At 68.8% G+C, this 18,425-nt stretch carries 16 protein-coding genes; 11 read left to right on the top strand and 5 right to left on the bottom strand.

Features of this window, described 5'->3' with window-relative positions:
- The first annotated feature begins 192 nt into the window (after positions 1-192).
- From AB0I69_RS37350 to AB0I69_RS37335, 4 genes are read left to right on the top strand one after another with little or no spacing between them, the layout of a single operon-like run.
- Positions 193-1,461 carry a glycosyltransferase gene (locus AB0I69_RS37350; protein WP_363100194.1) on the top strand — a complete coding sequence of 423 codons (1,269 nt, stop codon included), beginning with the start codon at positions 193-195 and terminating at the stop codon, positions 1,459-1,461.
- Positions 1,458-3,107, top strand: a complete 1,650-nt coding sequence (locus AB0I69_RS37345; protein ID WP_363100193.1) for a phospholipid carrier-dependent glycosyltransferase — start codon at positions 1,458-1,460, stop codon at positions 3,105-3,107. Before AB0I69_RS37350 ends, AB0I69_RS37345 begins: the two co-directional genes overlap by 4 nt.
- On the top strand, positions 3,104-4,297 hold the full coding sequence (locus AB0I69_RS37340) for a glycosyltransferase family 2 protein (protein ID WP_363100192.1): 1,194 nt from the start codon (positions 3,104-3,106) through the stop codon (positions 4,295-4,297). The genes AB0I69_RS37345 and AB0I69_RS37340 overlap by 4 nt, the downstream gene beginning before the upstream one ends.
- Positions 4,294-6,696, top strand: a complete 2,403-nt coding sequence (locus AB0I69_RS37335; protein WP_363100191.1) for a galactose oxidase early set domain-containing protein — start codon at positions 4,294-4,296, stop codon at positions 6,694-6,696. The genes AB0I69_RS37340 and AB0I69_RS37335 overlap by 4 nt, the downstream gene beginning before the upstream one ends.
- 57 nt (positions 6,697-6,753) lie before the next feature.
- Here AB0I69_RS37335 and AB0I69_RS37330 read toward each other — a convergent pair whose 3' ends face one another.
- The 5 genes from AB0I69_RS37330 to AB0I69_RS37310 all read right to left on the bottom strand — a co-directional run bounded on the left by AB0I69_RS37330 (position 6,754) and on the right by AB0I69_RS37310 (position 10,395).
- A complete protein-coding gene (locus AB0I69_RS37330) occupies positions 6,754-7,032 on the bottom strand; it encodes a type II toxin-antitoxin system RelE/ParE family toxin (RefSeq protein ID WP_363100190.1) in 279 nt (92 codons plus the stop codon).
- Between the two features lie 5 nt (positions 7,033-7,037).
- Positions 7,038-7,319: a type II toxin-antitoxin system Phd/YefM family antitoxin gene (locus AB0I69_RS37325; RefSeq protein WP_363100189.1), complete on the bottom strand. Its 282-nt coding sequence runs from the start codon at positions 7,317-7,319 to the stop codon at positions 7,038-7,040.
- 30 nt (positions 7,320-7,349) lie between these two features.
- On the bottom strand, positions 7,350-7,982 hold the full coding sequence (locus AB0I69_RS37320) for a TetR/AcrR family transcriptional regulator (protein ID WP_363100188.1): 633 nt from the start codon (positions 7,980-7,982) through the stop codon (positions 7,350-7,352).
- Positions 7,979-9,556 carry a DHA2 family efflux MFS transporter permease subunit gene (locus tag AB0I69_RS37315; RefSeq protein WP_363100187.1) on the bottom strand — a complete coding sequence of 526 codons (1,578 nt, stop codon included), beginning with the start codon at positions 9,554-9,556 and terminating at the stop codon, positions 7,979-7,981. Before AB0I69_RS37315 ends, AB0I69_RS37320 begins: the two co-directional genes overlap by 4 nt.
- 125 nt (positions 9,557-9,681) lie before the next feature.
- Positions 9,682-10,395: a hemolysin III family protein gene (locus AB0I69_RS37310; RefSeq protein WP_363100186.1), complete on the bottom strand. Its 714-nt coding sequence runs from the start codon at positions 10,393-10,395 to the stop codon at positions 9,682-9,684.
- A 318-nt stretch (positions 10,396-10,713) separates the two neighbouring features.
- Here AB0I69_RS37310 and AB0I69_RS37305 point away from each other — a divergent pair, with 318 nt between their 5' ends.
- The 7 genes from AB0I69_RS37305 (at position 10,714) to AB0I69_RS37275 (ending at position 18,423) form a co-directional block, all read left to right on the top strand.
- On the top strand, positions 10,714-12,537 hold the full coding sequence (locus AB0I69_RS37305) for a phosphoenolpyruvate carboxykinase (GTP) (protein ID WP_363100185.1): 1,824 nt from the start codon (positions 10,714-10,716) through the stop codon (positions 12,535-12,537).
- Positions 12,538-13,042: 505 nt separating this feature from the next.
- Positions 13,043-14,026: a serine/threonine-protein kinase gene (locus AB0I69_RS37300; protein WP_363100184.1), complete on the top strand. Its 984-nt coding sequence runs from the start codon at positions 13,043-13,045 to the stop codon at positions 14,024-14,026.
- Positions 14,013-14,474, top strand: coding sequence for a hypothetical protein (locus AB0I69_RS37295; RefSeq protein ID WP_363100183.1), 462 nt, complete (start codon positions 14,013-14,015; stop codon positions 14,472-14,474). Before AB0I69_RS37300 ends, AB0I69_RS37295 begins: the two co-directional genes overlap by 14 nt.
- Before the next feature lie 80 nt (positions 14,475-14,554).
- Positions 14,555-15,502 (top strand): hypothetical protein, encoded by a 948-nt coding sequence (locus AB0I69_RS37290; RefSeq protein WP_363100182.1) that lies wholly within the window; start codon positions 14,555-14,557, stop codon positions 15,500-15,502.
- 210 nt (positions 15,503-15,712) lie between these two features.
- Positions 15,713-16,474, top strand: coding sequence for a VWA domain-containing protein (locus AB0I69_RS37285; RefSeq protein WP_363100181.1), 762 nt, complete (start codon positions 15,713-15,715; stop codon positions 16,472-16,474).
- 3 nt (positions 16,475-16,477) lie between these two features.
- Positions 16,478-17,269 carry a PP2C family serine/threonine-protein phosphatase gene (locus AB0I69_RS37280; RefSeq protein WP_363100180.1) on the top strand — a complete coding sequence of 264 codons (792 nt, stop codon included), beginning with the start codon at positions 16,478-16,480 and terminating at the stop codon, positions 17,267-17,269.
- Complete coding sequence (locus tag AB0I69_RS37275; protein WP_363100179.1) at positions 17,266-18,423, top strand: hypothetical protein; 1,158 nt, start codon at positions 17,266-17,268, stop codon at positions 18,421-18,423. The genes AB0I69_RS37280 and AB0I69_RS37275 overlap by 4 nt, the downstream gene beginning before the upstream one ends.
- Positions 18,424-18,425: the final 2 nt, after the last annotated feature.

Genomic DNA, 18,425 nt, shown 5'->3' with positions numbered 1-18,425 from the left:
AACGCCGGAGTCGTAACCATCCCAAACGCGACCAGTGCGAGAAATGCGCACGTGCGGGTCTCATTGTGATGAAACACGGTCTTCACTGAAATCGCCCGCCCACTTCACAGGTCGCCCATAGTCTCGGCCCCGTGACGCGACGGATGTAACTCACCGTCGCGCCAGGGGGTATTGGGGATCCTGGGGGGATCTGTGTTGACGTCCGTCTTCATCGCTGCTGTTTCGCTTGCTCTGTTCTGGATGGCCGCCTTCACCCTGTGGTGGCAGATGCACGCGTGGCGTACGCCCGAAGTGCTCGCCTCCACCCGATTCAGCAGCCCGGACGGGGACGAGCACGTCTCGTTCTCGTTGCTGCTGCCGGCCCGGCACGAACAGGCCGTGCTCGACCACACCATCCAGCGGCTGCTGGAGTCCACGCACACCGACTTCGAGATCATCGTGATCGTGGGGCACGACGACCCCGAGACCGCGGCGGTGGCCGACAGCGCCGCCGAACGCGACCCGCGCGTCCGGGTCGTCGTCGACACGCACGAGAAGAAGAACAAACCGAAGGCCATGAACACGGCGCTGCCGCACTGCCGCGGCGATGTCGTCGGGGTCTTCGACGCCGAGGACCAGGTCCATCCGGAGCTGCTCGCCCACGTCGACCACGCGTTCACGACCACCGGCGCGGACGTCGTGCAGGGCGGGGTGCAGCTCATCAACTTCCACTCCAGCTGGTACAGCCTGCGCAACTGCCTGGAGTACTTCTTCTGGTTCCGGTCCCGGCTGCATCTGCACGCGCAGAAGGGGTTCATCCCGCTGGGCGGCAACACCGTCTTCGTGCGGACCGACGTCCTGCGCGAGGCCGACGGCTGGGACCCCAACTGCCTTGCCGAGGACTGCGATCTGGGCGTCCGGCTGTCCAGCGTCGGCAAGAAGGTCGTCGTCGCCTACGACTCCGACATGGTGACCCGGGAGGAGACTCCGGGCTCGCTGATGTCGTTGCTGAAGCAGCGAACTCGCTGGAACCAGGGCTTCCTTCAGGTCTACCGGAAGAAGGACTGGAAGCAACTCCCGGGATTCGGGCAGCGGTTGCTCGCCCGCTACACGCTGATGACGCCGTTCCTGCAGGCCTTCTCCGGTGTCGTCATCCCGCTGAACGCGGCGGTCGCGCTCTTCCTGGACGTGCCGGTCGGCATCGCCTTCCTCACCTTCCTGCCGCTGGTCACCGCAGCGGTGACCTTCGTCTTCGAGGTCGTCGGACTGCACGACTTCGGCAAGCAGTACGGACTGCGCGTCCGCGCCGTCCACTATCTGAAGCTCGTCGTGGGCGGACCCTTCTACCAGGTCCTCCTCGCCGGAGCCGCTATTCGCGCAGTGTGGCGTGAGCAACGCGGCCGGAACGACTGGGAGTTGACGTCCCATGTCGGCGCGCACCTCACCGAAACCGCAGTGATCCGAGAGGACGTTCCTGCGTGACTTCCACACTCCCCGCGGTGACCACCAAGGTCCCCGCGCAGCGGCAGCCTGCGCCTGAAACCGGTTCGGCGGGTCGAACAACACCGCCGAGCAAACTCCGTTCCTCCCGCCCCGACCTCCTCCTCTGCGGCCTCCTCCTCACGGTGATCCTCGTCGTGCAGGGCTGGAACATCGCCGACTACCCGACACTCAGCGACGACGAGGGCACCTACCTCGCCCAGGCTTGGGCCGTCCAACAGGGCACCGGGCTGGCCCACTACACCTACTGGTACGACCATCCGCCCCTCGGCTGGATCCAGATCGCCCTGCTCACCTGGATCCCCGCGCACTTCAGCCCCGACTCGATGACCGTCGGCACCATGCGTCTCGCGATGCTGGTGATCAGCGCGATCAGCGCGGTCCTCGTCTACGTCCTCGCCCGTCGGCTCTCGCTGCCGCGCTGGGCGGCCGGGCTCGGCATGCTGCTCTTCGGTCTCTCCCCGCTGTCCGTGATCCTCCAGCGGGAGATCTTCCTCGACAACATCGCCGTGATGTGGATGCTGCTCGCGTTCTGCCTGGCCGCGTCCCCAAGTCGCCACCTCTGGCACCACTTCGGGGCAGGTCTGGCCGCCGCGGCCTCGGTCCTCACCAAGGAGACGATGCTCGTCATCCTGCCCGCGCTGCTAGTGACCATGTGGCGCCACGGACACCGGGACACCAGGAAGTTCGCGCTCACCGGCGCCATCACCGCCTGCGTCCTGATCGGCGCCTCGTACCCCCTCTTCGCCCTGCTCAAGGGCGAGTTGCTGCCGGGCAGCGGCCACGTCTCCCTGTGGGACGGCCTCAAGTACCAGATGACCAGGCCGGGTTCGGGCTTCGTCCTCGACAAGGCCTCCGGGTCGTACGGCGTCCTCCACTCCTGGCTGTACTACGACCGCGTCCTGCCCCTCGGAGGCCTCGCCGGGGCGCTGCTCCTGCTGGTCACCTGGCGCTGGTCGGTCACCGCCCGCTCGCTCGCCGGACCGGCCCTGACCGTGGCGATCCTCGCCGCCGTGGCCATGCGCCCCAACGGCTACCTGCCCGCGATGTACGTCATCGGCGCGCTGCCCTTCCTCGCGCTCGTCCTCGCCGGAGGCACCGCCTCCGTCGCCCACGCGGTACTGCGCAGATGGCGGCGCGAGGGGGAGGGACGCTACGTCAGCGGCGGCCGGTACGCCCTTGCCGCCGTGCTGGCTCTCGCCGCCGGTGCCTATGTCGTACCGAAGTGGTACGACGGCGACCGCACCGCCATGACCACTGACGCCAACGCCCCCTACCGGGCCGCCTCCCAGTGGCTGTCCACCGAGGTCGCCGACCCGAAGGACACCCGCGTCCTCGTCGACGACGCGCTCTGGCTGGACCTGGTGCACGCCGGGTACCGGCCCGGGCTCGGCGTCATCTGGTTCTACAAGGCCGACCTCGACCCCGCCGTCACCAAGACGATGCCGCACGGCTGGAAGGACATCGACTACGTGGTGGCCTCCCCGACGGTACGGCGCGACGCGGTCGACCTGCCCAACGTCAAGGCGGCGATCGAGCACTCCACCCCGGTCGCCACCTTCGGCACCGGCGCCGACCGCATCGAGATCCGGCAGATCCAGTCCGAGACCGTGGGAGCCCAGCGATGAGCCAAGAGTCCACAGTCCCCGGGGAGTTGGGCGATCCGGCCGTACGCGGCGCGGAGCTCGCCGAGCCGGGCGCCGTCACCATCGTCGTACCGACCTTCAACGAGTCGGCGAACGTACGGGAGTTGCTGCACCGGATCACCGAATCGGTGCCCACCCGCCTGCCCTGCGAGGTCGTCTTCGTGGACGACTCCACCGACGACACCCCCGAGGTGATCTCCGAGGCGGCGCAGGACTGCCCGTTCCCGGTGACCGTGCTGCACCGGGAGCAGCCGGTCGGCGGGCTCGGCGGCGCGGTCGTCGAGGGGATCAAGGTGGCGACGTCCGACTGGGTCGTCGTCATGGACGGCGACCTGCAGCATCCGCCGTCCCTGGTACCGGAGTTGGTGGGCACGGGTGAGCGGGCGAACGCCGGGCTCGTCGTCGCCTCCCGGTACATCAAGGGCGGCAGCCGCGAGGGCCTGGCGGGCGGATACCGCATCGCCGTCTCGCGCGGGGCGACTTGGCTGACCAAGACGCTCTTCCCGCGCAGACTCCGCGGTATCAGCGACCCGATGAGCGGCTTCTTCGCGATCCGGCGCAGCGCGGTGACGGCGGAGGCGCTCAAGCCCCTCGGCTACAAGATCCTGCTCGAACTCGCCGTACGCAGCCGCCCGCGCACGGTCACGGAAGTGCCGTTCGTCTTCCAGGACCGGTTCGCCGGCGAGTCCAAGTCCACGGCGCAGGAAGGCTTTCGCTTCCTCCGCCACCTCCTCGGGCTGCGCACCGCCTCGCCGGTCGCGCGCATGGTGGTGTTCGGCCTGATCGGCGCCACCGGCTTCCTGCCGAACCTGGTCGGCCTGTGGGCGCTGACGAAATCCGGCATGCACTACGTCCCCGCCGAGATCCTCGCCAACCAGCTCGGCGTGGCCTGGAACTTCTATCTCATCGAGCACCTGCTGTTCCGCGACCGGCGCCGGCACCGCAACTGGTGGGACCGGGCAGGCCGGTTCGCGCTGCTCGCCAACGCCGACCTGGTGCTGCGGATCCCGCTGATCGCCCTGTTCATCCACAAGTTCGGCATGGGCGCCGTGTCGGCGACCGCGCTGGCGCTGGTCATGACCTTCGTCCTGCGTTTCGTCGGCACCGAGGCACTGGTCTACCTCCCGCGCCGCAAAGGGAGTCGTACGGCACCACCTAGGAGAGCCGCGTGAACAAGTACCGCAGAAGAACCGCGTTCCTCGGGGTGGGAACGCTGACCGCCGGACTGCTGCTCGCCGTGCCGCAGTCCGCCGAGGCCGCGAACCTCGTCCTCAACCCGGGCTTCGAGACGGCGGGCAGTGACGGGATGCCGTACTGCTGGGAGAAGTCCGGCTGGGGCGACAACGACTTTGATTTCGCCACGACTTCGGATGCCCACTCGGGTTCGAAGGCCATGAAGGTCACCGTCACGCGGCGCGTCGACGGCGACCGCAAGGCGCTGATCACCGAGTCGACGGCCTGCGCGCCGGTGGTCACGGTGGGCAAGCAGTACGACCTCGGGCTCTGGTACAAGACGACCACGCCGGACGCGAACATCACGCTGTTCCGGCACGACGCGACGGCCGGGTGGCAGTACTGGACCGACCTCAAGACCCTGGAGATGCAGGGCAGTTGGACCCAGGCCTCGGTCCGCACACCCGAGGTCCCGGCCGGTACCGACCGCATCACCTGGGGTGTCTCGGTCTACGGCACCGGGTCCGCGACCACCGACGACTACACGATGGACCAGGTTCCGGACACGCTCCCGCCCGCGACCTGCACGGCCACCACCGAGGAGTGCGCGAACGGGCGTTGGGACGTGCTCCCGACGCAGAACCCGGTGCGCTCCATGCACTCCGTCGTCCTCAACAACGGCAAGGTGCTGCTGATCGCGGGGTCCGGGAACAGCGAGGAGCAGTTCGACGCGGGGACGTTCACGAGCGCGGTGTACGACCCGGTCGCGGGGACGTACAAGGTGATCCCGACGCCGAAGGACATGTTCTGCTCGGGGCACATCCAGTTGCAGGACGGCCGGGTGCTGGTGCTGAGCGGCAACAAGGCGTTCCCGGTCGCGGGCGGGCACGGCTACGAGGGGTACAAGGACTCGTACATCTTCGACCCGGTGACCGAGACGTACAGCAGGACGAACGACCTCAACGACGGCCACTGGTACCCGTCGGCGACCGAACTCGGCAACGGTGACGTCGTCTCCTTCGGCGGGCTGCGCGAGGACTCGACGGGTTCGGTGACGGCCGAGTACTGGTCGGACGCCCAGCAGAAGTGGCTGCCGTTGTCGCAGGTCAACCAGACGTGGTCGTACTGGGGGCTGTACCCGTCGATGGTCCTGATGCAGGACGGCCGGCTCTTCTACACGGGCAGCCATGTCTTCGGCAACAACATCCCGGGGACGGGCAGCGCGATCTACGACTACAACGCGAACACGATCACTTCGGTCTCGGGGCTCCAGAACAAGGACCAACGCGACCAGTCCGCAAGCGTGTTGCTGCCCCCGGCGCAGGACCAGAAGGTCCTCACCATCGGCGGCGGCAACATCGACTCCAACCCGGACGCCAACCGGCTGACCGACATCATCGACCTCAAGGCCGCCAACCCGACGTACACGGTCGGTCCCCAAATCCCGCAGGGGACCGTCGACTTGGGGAACGGTCCGGTGGCCGAGACCGGCGCGCAGGGCAAGATGTACGTCTCCGCCGTAATCCTGCCCGACGGCACGGTGCTGGAGACGGGCGGCGGGCTGCACAACCGCGCGAACCCGGTCTACGAGGCGTCGATCTTCGACCCGACGACCACGACGTTCGATCCGGTGGCCGCCGATCCCGAGGCCCGCGGATACCACTCCTCCTCGTTCCTGCTGCCGGACGGCCGGGTGATGTCGACCGGTGACAACCCGGGCAACGGCACCTGGAACCACAACGTGTCGATCTACACCCCGCCGTATCTCCTCAAGGGCACGCGTCCGACGATCACTTCGGTCATCGACAACGAGTGGGAGTACGGCGACACCCAGACGATCACCGTCGACCGGCCCATCGCCAAGGCCGAGTTGATCCGCCCGGCGGCGGTCACGCACTCCTCGGACCCGAACCAGCGTTTCGTCGATCTACCGCTCTCGGTGGACGGCAACACGGTCGACCTGAACGTGACGAGCAACCCCGACCTGGCCCCGCCCGGCTGGTACATGCTCTTCGCGGTCGACGCCAACGGGGTCCCGTCGGTGGCCAAGTGGGTCCACCTGCAAGGCCCTTCGGCGCTCACCGCAGACACCGCCTCCGCCCACGTCCACTCCTTCGCGGACTCCCTGAAGGGCAACGTCACCGAGCCCGGCAAGAAGCGCACCTCGCAGAAGGTCAGCACGACCATCTCCGGCTGCGACCGCCACTACGGCACGATCAACGTCTGCGTCCCGACGGTCTTCCCGTCCGAGGTCAAGTCGACGACTGCGGCCCGCTGTTCATGGCTCCAGCAGAACGACTACGGCCGCCTGAAGGTCAACGGCAAGGACGACCCGCTGCGGCTCGACCCGAACAGGGACGGGGTGGCTTGCGGGAAGGGTGACGTGAAGAAGAGCTAGCGGTCACCCGCGAACTCGGCGAGGGCGCTCGCCTGTTGGGGTGCGCCCTCGCCGGGCTCACAGGTTTCGATAGACGTCGCGGCGATTACCGGCGGACAGTACCCACACGATCAGTTGGCCGTCTTCGATCGTATACACGACGCGGGAGTCTCCGACGCGCAGGCGCCAGCGGGCGTTGTGCCCTTGGAGGGCCTTGATGTCGAGGGACGAGGTGTCGTTCGCGTCGAGGGCCTTCTGCAACTCCGTGAGCCGGTGGAGGATGCGCAGGGCGTCGGGGCGGGAGATCTTGAGCAGGTCCCGCTGGGCGTGCGACGTGAACCGCGTGACGTACCCCATCGGAATCAGGCGTGGTGGGAGCGGAGGAGGGCGGCCATCTCCTCAACGGAGACGGAGCCTTCCAGCCCCTCGGCCTCGGCCTCGTCCGCCAAGCCGTTCAGCCAGGAATCCTCGGCCTGCTCTTCGAGTTCGCGCAGCCGCCGGTACTCGTCGATGTCGATGACCACCGCCTCCTGCTTGCCTCGCCGGGTGATGATCGTCGGGGTCTCGTCACGGTGGGCGCGGTCGATGACGTCCGCCAGGTGCTTGCGGACGTCGGCCATGGGCTCAATCACCGGCTCGCTCATGTCACGAATGTATCAGATGTACATCTCGGCTCATTCGGAAAGCCCGTGCTCCAACACATTCAGCGTGCGGTCCACGAGGTCCTTGAAATCGTCCCGGTGGCCGTTCTCCGCCCAGTACAGGGACGTCTCCATCAGGCCGCCGACGAGGGACATGGCGTAGACGCGGACCTCCAGGCTTGCCGGGTCCAGGCCGGTGCGCTCGGCGATGGACTCGCAGAGCATGTTGCCGGTGACCGACATGCTCTCCATCATGCGTGAGCGCACCGCGGGGACCTGGACCATCAGATGGGTCCGGAGCCGGGAGGTCTCCTCGTCCTCTTTCATGCCGTACTTGATGGCCTTCTGCATCACGTACCGCAGGGTGACCATCCATGGTTCGTCGGCGGGGCGGGCCCGGAGTTCCTCCATGATGATCGGGTCGAACTCGTCCGTGATGACGATGTCTTCCTTGGTGGGGAAGTAGCGGAAGACGGTCGACGGCGACACCTCGGCGCGCTCGGCGATCTGCTCGATCGTCGTCGCGTCGTACCCCTGCTCCTTCACCAGTGCGTACGTGGCGGTACGGATCGCCTCGCGGGTCTTGATCTTCTTGCGCTCGCGGAGGCCCAGCTGGGGGCGGTCGGCGGGGCTGAAGGGGGAGGGTGCGGCCGTCATGCTGTTCATTGTCCGGCATCCGCCAGGGCGATGGCCCCGGCCGTGGCCGCGTCTTCGTCCTCCTTCTCCGCCGTGGGCGCGGTCGGCGTGTTCGGCAGGAACGCCGCGGACAGCAGGGCGGTGACGAGCGCCGCGGCGCCGCACACCAGCAGGACCAGGCCCATGCCGTGGACGTACGCGCTGTTCGCGGAGGCGATGAGGTCTGCCGAGCCCGTCTTCTGCGCGACCATGTGCGCCGCTACGACCGACTCCCCGGCGGTGTCCGCCGCCTTCGCGGGCAGGCCGGTGACGTCGAGGCGGTCGCGGAAGGTGCTCGCGAGCAGGCTGCCGAGCAGGGCGATGCCGATCGCGGCGCCGACCTGGCGCATGGTCATGAGGAGCCCGGAGCCGCTGCCGGCCCGGTCGCGGGGCAGCGCGCCGAGGGCGCCGTCCATCGCCGGGACGATCGAGAACCCGAAGCCGAAGCCGGTGATGGACAGCCACAGCGCGGTGAAGCCGTAGCCGGAGTCGACCGTCGTACGGCTGCCGAGCAGTGCGGCGAAGGCCAGCACCACCAGGCCCGCGCAGACCACGGCACGGGAGCCGAACTTGGCGACGAGGGGTTGCGCGGCCCGGGCCGCGACGATCAGGCCGCCCATCATGGGCAGCAGCCGGACGCCGGTGCCGAGCGCGTCGTTGCCGAGGACCTCCTGGAGGTACTGCGGCAGCACGAACAGCAGGCCGGACAGGACGAACATCACCAGGGTCGCGGCGAGCGTGTTGAAGAGGAAGCCGCGGTGGCCGAGCAGGGTCATGTCGAGCATGGGGCGTTCCATGCGCCGCTCGCGCAGCACGAGCGCGGCGATCAGGATCGCGGATCCGACGATCATGCCCACGATCAGCGGGTCGCCCCAGCCGCGGCCGGGCGCCTCGATGATCGCGTAGATGAGGGCGCCGAGGCCGGCCGCGGTGAGCGCGGTGGACAGGACGTCGACCTTGGGGGAGGCGGGGTCGCGGGTCTCGGGCAGCAGGAAGACGCAGGCGGCGATGCCGACGGCGGCCATCGGGATGTTGACCAGGAAGACCGAGCCCCACCAGAAGTGGTTGAGCAGCCAGCCGCCGATGATCGGGCCCAGCGGCAGCCCGAGCGACGAGGCCGCGGAGATGATGCCGACGGCCTTGGTGCGCTCGTCGGGGCCGAAGAGGGAGGGCAGCACGGACAGGGCGAGCGGGGTGATCAGGGCCGCGCCGACGCCCATCACCGTGCGGGCCGCGATGACCCAGTTCACGTCGCTCGCAAGGGAGCCGGCCACGGAACCGGCGAGGAAGATGCCGAGCCCCACGACCAGCATCCGGCGCCGTCCGAAGCGGTCGCCGAGCAGTCCCGCCGGGAGCATCAGCGCGGCGAAGACGATCACGTACGCGTCCGCCATCCACTGCTGCTGGCCGGTGGTGGCGCCGAGTTGGCCCGCCATCGTGGGCAGGGCGACATTCAGGATCGTCGTGTCGAAGCCGAGCGTGAGCATGCTCGCGACCAGGGCCCCGAGGGCCCACCAGCGGCGCGGGTCGCGTCGCACGGCGTTGGATTGAGTGACAGTAGCCATGAAATGAGAGTAGCTCTCAAAAGGTGGTTCATGTCAACAGGGATCGACTGTCAGGTATTGGAACCGGGCATGAAAAATGGCCACGACTCGAAAGTCGTGGCCATGAAGAGAAGGTGTCTCAGGTGCTACCCGTGCTGGTACGCCACCAGGGAGATCCCCACGTAGTGCACGAGGAACGCCGCCACCGTGAGGGAGTGGAAGACCTCGTGGAAACCGAACCAGCGCGGTGACGGGTTCGGGCGCTTGATGCCGTAGATCACGCCGCCCGCGCTGTAGAGCAGTCCGCCGACGACCACCAGGACCAGGACGGCGATGCCGCCCGTGCGCATGAAGTCGGGCAGGAAGAAGACGGCGGCCCAGCCCATCGCGATGTAGCAGGGGGTGTAGAGCCAGCGCGGGGCGCCGACCCAGAAGACCCGGAAGGCGATGCCGGCCGCCGCCGCGCCCCAGATGCTCCACAGCAGCCATTGGCCCTTGGCGCCCGGCAGCAGCAGCATCGTCAGGGGTGTGTAGGTGCCCGCGATGATCAGGAAGATGTTGGCGTGGTCGAGTCTGCGCAGGACGCCGTCCATGCGCGGGCTCCAGTCGCCCCGGTGGTACAGCGCGCTGACCCCGAAGAGCAGGCAGGCCGTCAGGGCGAAGATCCCGCAGGCGATACGGGCCCGCGGGGTGTCGGCGAGGGCGGTGAGCACCAGGCCCGAGATGAGGACGGCCGGGAACATGCCTAGGTGCAGCCAGCCGCGCAACTTCGGTTTGACGTGGTCGGGGAGAGAGAGCGCGGAGGGACCGTGGCCGTCTGTCGGCGTGTCCGTGGGCGCGTCGGGGACGGACGCAGTCATGCGCTCAATCGTACCTACGGAACCGTAAGTTACGTATCAGTGCGGCGAGATGAGGGGTCGGAAGTGGCCACTCTCTCATGCGTAGCGGACGTTCGGATACCTGGGGTGAAGCCATGGTGACGCACGGAAAACATCTCGATACGTGGCGATCCTCACGTCGCTCGTCTGTGAGGCCCTCTGGACATATGGGCGGACGCGTCGGATGATCAAATGAGTGCGGTCGGCACCGGATGAGCGCCAAGATCGACCATCGTGAAGCATCCGGGTCGCGGCCCCCACGGGGCAACCAGGACAAAATCCCTCACCATAGGAGCAATCGTGGCGCGCGACATCGCGGCTCCCCCCGTCATCCCAACCGAGCACAAAGAACTGGTCTCGTGGGTGAACGAGATCGCAGAACTGACCCAGCCGGACAGCGTGGTCTGGTGTGACGGATCCGAAGCGGAGTACGAGCGACTGAGCGAGGAGCTCGTCCAAAAGGGCACCTTCAAGAAGCTCGACCCGATCAAGCGCCCCAACTCGTACTACGCCGCCTCCGACCCGACCGATGTCGCCCGGGTCGAGGACAGGACGTTCATCTGCTCCGAGCAGGAGCAGGACGCGGGCCCGACGAACCACTGGAAGGCTCCGGCTGAAATGCGGGAGATCTTCGCGGGAGAAAAGGGCATCTTCCGCGGCTCCATGAAGGGCCGGACGATGTACGTCGTCCCGTTCTGCATGGGCCCCCTCGGTTCGGACCTCTCCGCGATCGGCGTCGAGATCACCGACTCCGCCTACGTCGCCGTCTCCATGCGCACCATGACCCGCATGGGACAGCCCGTCCTCGACGAACTCGGTACCGACGGCTTCTTCGTGCGTGCTGTGCACACGCTCGGAGCGCCGCTGGCTGAGGGCGAGGCGGACGTGCCGTGGCCGTGCAACTCCACCAAGTACATCTCGCACTTCCCCGAGAGCCGCGAGATCTGGTCCTACGGCTCCGGCTACGGCGGCAACGCGCTGCTGGGCAAGAAGTGCTACGCCCTGCGTATCGCCTCCGTGATGGCGCGGGACGAGGGCTGGCTCGCCGAGCACATGCTCATCCTGAAGCTGACCCCGCCGCAGGGGGAGTCCAAGTACGTGGCGGCGGCCTTCCCTTCGGCCTGCGGCAAGACCAACCTCGCCATGCTGGAGCCCACCGTCTCCGGCTGGACCGTCGAGACCATCGGTGACGACATCGCCTGGATGCGGTTCGGGGAGGACGGCCGGCTCTACGCGATCAACCCCGAGGCCGGTTTCTTCGGCGTCGCGCCCGGCACCGGCGAGCACACCAACGCCAACGCGATGAAGACGCTGTGGGGCAACTCCGTCTTCACCAACGTGGCGTTGACCGACGACAACGACATCTGGTGGGAGGGCATGACGGAGGAGACTCCGGCCCACCTGACGGACTGGAAGGGCAACTCCTGGACGCCGGAGTCCGGTTCGCCCGCCGCCCACCCCAACGCCCGCTTCACCGTGCCCGCTTCGCAGTGCCCGATCATCGCGCCCGAGTGGGAGGACCCCAAGGGCGTGCCGATCTCGGCGATCCTGTTCGGCGGCCGGCGCGCTTCCGCCGTACCGCTGGTGACGGAGTCCTTCGACTGGAACCACGGTGTCTTCCTCGGCGCCAACGTGGCCTCCGAGAAGACCGCCGCCGCCGAGGGCAAGGTCGGCGAACTGCGCCGCGACCCCTTCGCCATGCTGCCGTTCTGCGGCTACAACATGGGCGACTACATGGGCCATTGGGTCGATGTCGCCAAGGGCCGCGACCAGGCGAAGCTCCCGAAGATCTACTACGTGAACTGGTTCCGCAAGAACGACGCGGGCAAGTTCGTGTGGCCCGGCTTCGGCGAGAACAGCCGTGTCCTGAAGTGGATCGTGGACCGCCTCGACGGCCGCGCCGAGGGCGTCGAGACCCCGATCGGCGTGCTGCCGGCCAAGGGCGCCCTCGACACCAAGGGCCTCGACCTGTCCGAGTCGGACCTCGACTTCCTGCTCACCGTCGACAAGGACGTGTGGCGCGAGGAGGCCGCCCTGGTACCCGACCACCTCAACACCTTCGGCGACCACACGCCGAAGGAACTGTGGGACGAGTACCGCGCGCTGGTGGAGCGCCTCGGCTAGGGCCTGCCCGGCGGATCGGGTCGGCTCCAAGACGCGTTACCTGATCAGCTAGGCCGAGCGGGGTCTGGTGCGTGCAGCTGCAAGGCGGAGGAGGGCGTCAACGCGATGGGGGTCCCCCCGCGCGAGGTTGTTCGAGCGTGGGGGAGTTGGCAACCGACGACAACGCCGCTGGGGGTCCCCCCACGCCTTTAAGGCAGTGGGGGAGTGCGTGCCAGACCCCGCGACCCCGGCACGATCCGCCGGGGAGGCCCTGGACCCGCCGAATACTCCGCGGCCGGCCGCCGATTGTGCCCTGACCAGCAATGTCGTCACAGGCCGGCCGCGGTGGCAGTACAACGGGCAGGGCCCCGCACAACGGCGTGCGGGGCCCTGCCCGTTGCCCCTACACCACCGGGACACCACCGCGTAGTCATGCCTTCCATTTCACGCATCTCCCCTGCCCAAGACGGGATTTCGGGGGACACTCGGGACAACCTGCAACGAACCCCGAAGTGAGGTGAGCGGGGTGCGCACACCGGTCAGCGATCCCCTGAGCGTGGGGCCGTACCGGATCACCGGGCGGCTCGGATCCGGCGGGATGGGATGGGTGTATCTCGGCCGTTCGCCGGCCGGGCGTGAGGTGGCGGTGAAGGTCGTACGGCCCGAACTGGCCGCGGAGGGCGAGTTCCGCGAGCGCTTCGCCCGCGAGGTCGCCGCCGCCCGGCTTGTCAGCGGCGCCTACACCGCGGCCGTCGTCGACGCGGACACCGAGGCCGAACTCCCTTGGCTGGCAACGATGTACGTGCCCGGACCGTCCCTCGCCGAGGCCGTCAGGTCGGACGGTCCGCTGCCCGAGGCGCAGGTCCGCAGGCTCGGCGCGTTCCTCGTCGAGGCCTTGCAGGCGATCCACGCGGCCAACCTGGTCCACCGCGACCTCAAACCGGCCAACGTGCTGCTCGCCTCCGACGGCCCCCGCGTCATCGACTTCGGGATCTCCCGCGTCGAGGGCGCCCCGAGCCTCACCCAGGCCGGGATCGTGGTCGGCACCCCGCCCTTCATGTCGCCGGAACAGATGACGGCGGCGCCGATCGGCCCGCCCAGCGACGTGTTCTCCCTAGGCGGCGTCCTGGTGTACGCGCTGACCGGCCGCCCGCCGTTCGGCACGGGGGAGGCGGTGAGCCTGCGGGTCGTGCACCGCGAACCCGACCTGGACGGCATACCGGCGGGGCTACGGCCGCTGCTCACCCGGTGTCTGGCCAAGCGGCCCGAGGACCGACCTCAACTGGCCGTGCTGCTGGGCGAGTTGCTGGCGCAGCCACGCGCTGCCGCCTGGCCGCCGCCCGCCGTGGCCCGCACGATCGAGGTCCGCCGCAGCGAGTTGGCGGCCCGGCGCGGGGGCGGTACCAGCCTCCCCGTGCCGTCGTGTCTGCTGCTGCACGCGCAGGCGCTGCTGGACGCGGGCCTCACCGACGACATGATCACGCAGGCGGTGGTCCGTGGCGACGCCTGAGGCCTCGATCCCGCCCGGCCGGGACCACGACATCGGTTCGTCCTGGCGGCAGTTGGTGCACAATTGGGGCGCTCGCCGGAATTACCACGTCGAGAGCGATATCGATTCCGTCTCCCTGCAATTCGATCTAGAGGCGTCCGGGCGCATGCTCACCGTGCGTTTCATGACCACGAAAAGACTCCTTGTCGCCTTTGTCACCGACGGTCATTCTCTGCGCAAGGATCAATTGGCGATCGCCGCCGCCGCGTCGAACGCGTGGAACACCGAACAGCTGAATCCCATGCTGTCGGTGTGGGACGTGCGTGGACCGAGTCCGTGTCTTGCCGGGGTCTGCGACCTTCCGCTGACCTGCCGGATCTCCCAGGCCGATTTCGATGTTCTGGCCAGTGATTGGGTGGAACGGGCGCGACAGATGTTCACCCGTTGTCATCAGGTTTTCCAGCTGTAGAAGTGAATTGAGCATTCTCAGTCAACCCCTTTCGGCCACCGGCCTGTTGGCTCCACTATGGGCGCCAACGGGGGGTCGTCATGAGACGTACGTTGTTCTTCACTGCCTTGCTGTTCGGCCTGTTGATCGCGGTGATTCCGGTCGGGCCGGCGGCTGCCTCCGGCGACCCCTGCGACAAGGACTTTCCGGCGCGGCTGGACTGCTGGACGGCCGAGCTCGGGGACGGGTCCGTCACGGTCACCTTGAACAAGTCCCTCGCCTACGACGGCAGTGAGGCGCGACGGCGCGCCGCGGTCGACGGGGTGCCGGACTTCAGCAACCTCCAGGTGCGGGTCCCGGCCGGCGTCTCCACCGGGCAGGGCGGCACCGCGCTGCTCGTCCTGGCCGGCGACCGCCTCGTCGATCCCGACGCCAGGATCGACCGGCTCGACAACCAGACGCTGAAGGACCTGACCGACCTCCACGCCTGCAACGAGGTGTGCCAGGCACTCGCGCCCGCGAAGAAGGGCCAGTCGTCCTCACTTGCGGGCAGCGAACTGATCAAGCAGCCGGGCGTCGCCGATCTCGGCACACACACCTTCACCGTCGGAGAACGCGAGTCCACCGACTACCTGCACCCCCTGCTCATCGCCCTGACCGCCGTACTTCTCCTCCTGCTCCTCGGCCTCCTCCTCGCCGTCCGCCGCTCCCGCGCCCCGGCCGAGGCCGTGGCGAGCGTCGGGGTCCGGGCCGAGGAGACCACCACCAGACTCCGACCCGTCAGCCCCGCCCCCGCACCCGCTCCGTCCCCCGGCCGCCGGGTCGGCCCCCGCACCGGCCCGTCCCGAACAGGCATCGTGCGTACGGCACTTCACCCGCAGGGCTACGTCGAACTCGATCACGTCCTGTACCGCGCGGTGTGGGCCGAGCCGGAGCGCACACCGCCCGTGCCCGGCGCGTACGTCGAGGTCACCGACGCCCACGAACCCGACTCCGACGTCCTCTACGCCTTCCCGCCCGCCGCCCGGCATCACGCCCGCGGCAGCTAGGGCCTGCCTGACAATTCCCGTCTGCCTCGCGGCGCCATGCACGCACTCTCGCCGCACCCGGCGCAGACCCGAGTACGTCCAGTACGAGGATCTGCGCCGGGCACGCCGAGAGCACGCACCTGACGCCGCGAGGCCGCCCTCCGGGCGACGACGGGAATTGTCAGGCAGGCTCTGTGACCCCCGTACCGCCCGTGCCACCAGGAGAAGCCCATGCACAGCGAATATCCGCCCACGCTGCCGGCGGAGTACGCCGACATCGAGTTCGAGAACAACGCGCAACGGCTGCCGCTCGTGCTGTGCCTGGATACGTCGAGTTCCATGGCCGGTACGCCGATCCAGACGCTCAACGACGCGCTCGCCGAGTGGACCCGGGAACTCCACGACGACGTCTCCCTCAGCTACAGCGTCGAGGTCGCCGTGATCACCTTCGGCGGCCGGGGCGTCGGCGCCTGGCGCGGACCCCAACTCCTCGACCCGCGCACCCCGTTGAGCCCCTTCGTGCCCGCGCACGCCTTCCAGGCACCCCGGTTCACCGCGTCCGGCGTGACCCTGATGACGGAGGCGCTGGAGCTGGCCATGCATGTCGTCGCCGCCCGCAAGGCGGAGCTGCGCGCCTCCGGACTCCAGTACTACCGCCCGCAGATCTGCCTGGTCACCGACGGCCTCCCCACCGACGCCACCGGCCATATGACCGACTCGTGGCACCGGTTGCTGCCCGTCCTCGCCGAGGAGCAACAGGCCCGCCGCTTCCGGCTCTACGCGATCGGCGTCGGCGGCATCACGGACCGCGGCGAGCAGGTGTTGCAGGCCTTCGCGCCGAAGTTCAACGCGCGCATCCAGGGCTTCCCGTTCCGCGAGCTGCTGCAGATGATGTCGGCCAGCGCGAACGCCGAGCAGAAGGGTGCGGGCGACGAGGTCTTCGAGAAGATCTTCAGCCAGTTCAAGACGCAGCGCCCGGCCTGGGAGAGCTGAGCGGTGGCCGAATCGCCCTGGCGCATCCACGGCCTGAGCGTCGAGGGCTACCGGCACCGCCGTACCGGCACCCCCTGCCAGGACGCCTGCACCTACACGGCCTCCGCGTCCGTGTCCGTCCTCGCCGTCGCGGACGGCGCGGGCAGCCGCCCGCACTCCGACCAAGGGGCTCTGCACGCCGTAGAGTTGGCAGCCGAGCACTTCCGGCGCCGGGCCGCCGCCGCGTCCGGCTGCCCGCCGGGCGAGGAGGTCCACGAGCTGCTCGCCGAGGCCTTCGACGACGTCAGCAAGATCTTCCTGGACACCTACGGCAGTACGGCCCCCGACTACGCGACCACTCTCACCGTCGTGGTCCTTACCCCCGGTTGGCTCGGCCATCTCAGCGTCGGCGACGGCTTCGTCGTCGTACGTGCCGGAACGGAGGACGGGGAACGGCAGTTCCACCTCCTTCCGCAGCCGCCCGCCGTCAGCGAGTACAGCAACGAGACCGTCTTCCTCACCTCGCCCGACGCACCCCGCCGACTGCGCACCGACTGCGTGGCGGACCCGCGCGTGGACGGCGTCCTGCTGTCCACCGACGGCCTCGCGCAGGCCGCCCTGTCCCTCTCCGGCGGCGGCCCGCCGCAGCCCAACACCTCATTCGTGGAAGCCGTGTTCCGCTCCCTCGACACCCCCGGACCGGTCACCGACAGCGCGCACGAAAGCCTCGCCGCGCTCCTCCGATCTGACCGGCTGACCAGCCTCAACGCCGACGACAAGACCCTGCTGCGGGCCGTGCGCGCGGTGGCACCGTGACCGGCCGCACGGTTCACCTGGACGGCAAGCCCGTCACCCTCGCCGAACTCCCGCTCAAGGGCGGCGGACAGGCCGCCGTCTTCCCCGTCGAGGGCGACGACACGATCGTCGTCAAGCTCTACCGAGACCGCCCGGGCCCGGACTTGGAGCGCCGCCTCGCCCGCATGCTCACGATGTCCCCGCTGACGGCCCGCCCCACCGACGCCAACCAACCCCCCGAACTCGCCTGGCCCACCGCCATGGCCCGCAGCCCCGAGGGCGAGCTCCTCGGCTACGCCATGCGCCGCTTCGGCGAACCCCAACACGTCCAACTGGTGGGCCTGTTCACCCGCGCCCAGCGCCTGCGCCTCTTCGGCGACCGCGCGGACTGGCGCTTCCTGCTCGGCGTCGCCTGGAACCTCGCCTTCATGACGGCACGCATGCACTACGACAACCTCGTCATCGGCGACTTCTCCAGCAGCAACGTCGTCGTCGACGCCAACGGCTTCGTCACGTTCCTCGACTGCGACTCCATCGCCTTCACCGACCCGGTCACCGGCGAGTACTTCCCGTGCCTGATGCACACCACCGACTACTCCTCACCGGAACGCCAGTCGGGCGCCGCGGCCACCGAAGAGAGCGACAACTTCGCGCTGGCGGTGCTGATCTACCAGCTCCTCACGGCCGGCAACCACCCCTTCGGCGGCGTCCCGCACGACAGCACCCCCGAGTCCACCGTCAAGGACAACATCGCCGCCAGCGTCTCCTACGTCGTCCGCCCCGAGGCCGTCGTCATCCCGCGCGGCACGGTCGACCCCTCGGTCCTCCCGCCCGGCCTCCTCACCCTGGCCCACACCGCCTTCGGCGCCGGCGTCCACGCCCCCGCCGCCCGCCCCACCGCGGAGGTCTGGCTACGCGCCCTCGACCAGGAACGCTCTCGGGTCCAGATCTGCCCCGCCCGCCCCCTGCACACCTACGGCTCCCATCTCCCGACCTGCCCGTGGTGCACGCGGGCCGCGGTGACGGGACACGACGTCTTCAACCTGCCGGTGCGACCGACGATGCCGGTACCGCCACCGCCGGGGGACACGCAGGGCAGCCGGTTCGGCCCCCTGAAGGTGATGGGCGTGGTGTTCGCGCTCGTCCTGCTGATCGTCCTGCTTCGGCTTCTCTGAGA

Source organism: Streptomyces sp. NPDC050508, assembly GCF_040655155.1.
Taxonomy (GTDB): domain Bacteria; phylum Actinomycetota; class Actinomycetes; order Streptomycetales; family Streptomycetaceae; genus Streptomyces.
This window is presented reverse-complemented; position numbering and strand designations above follow the sequence as displayed.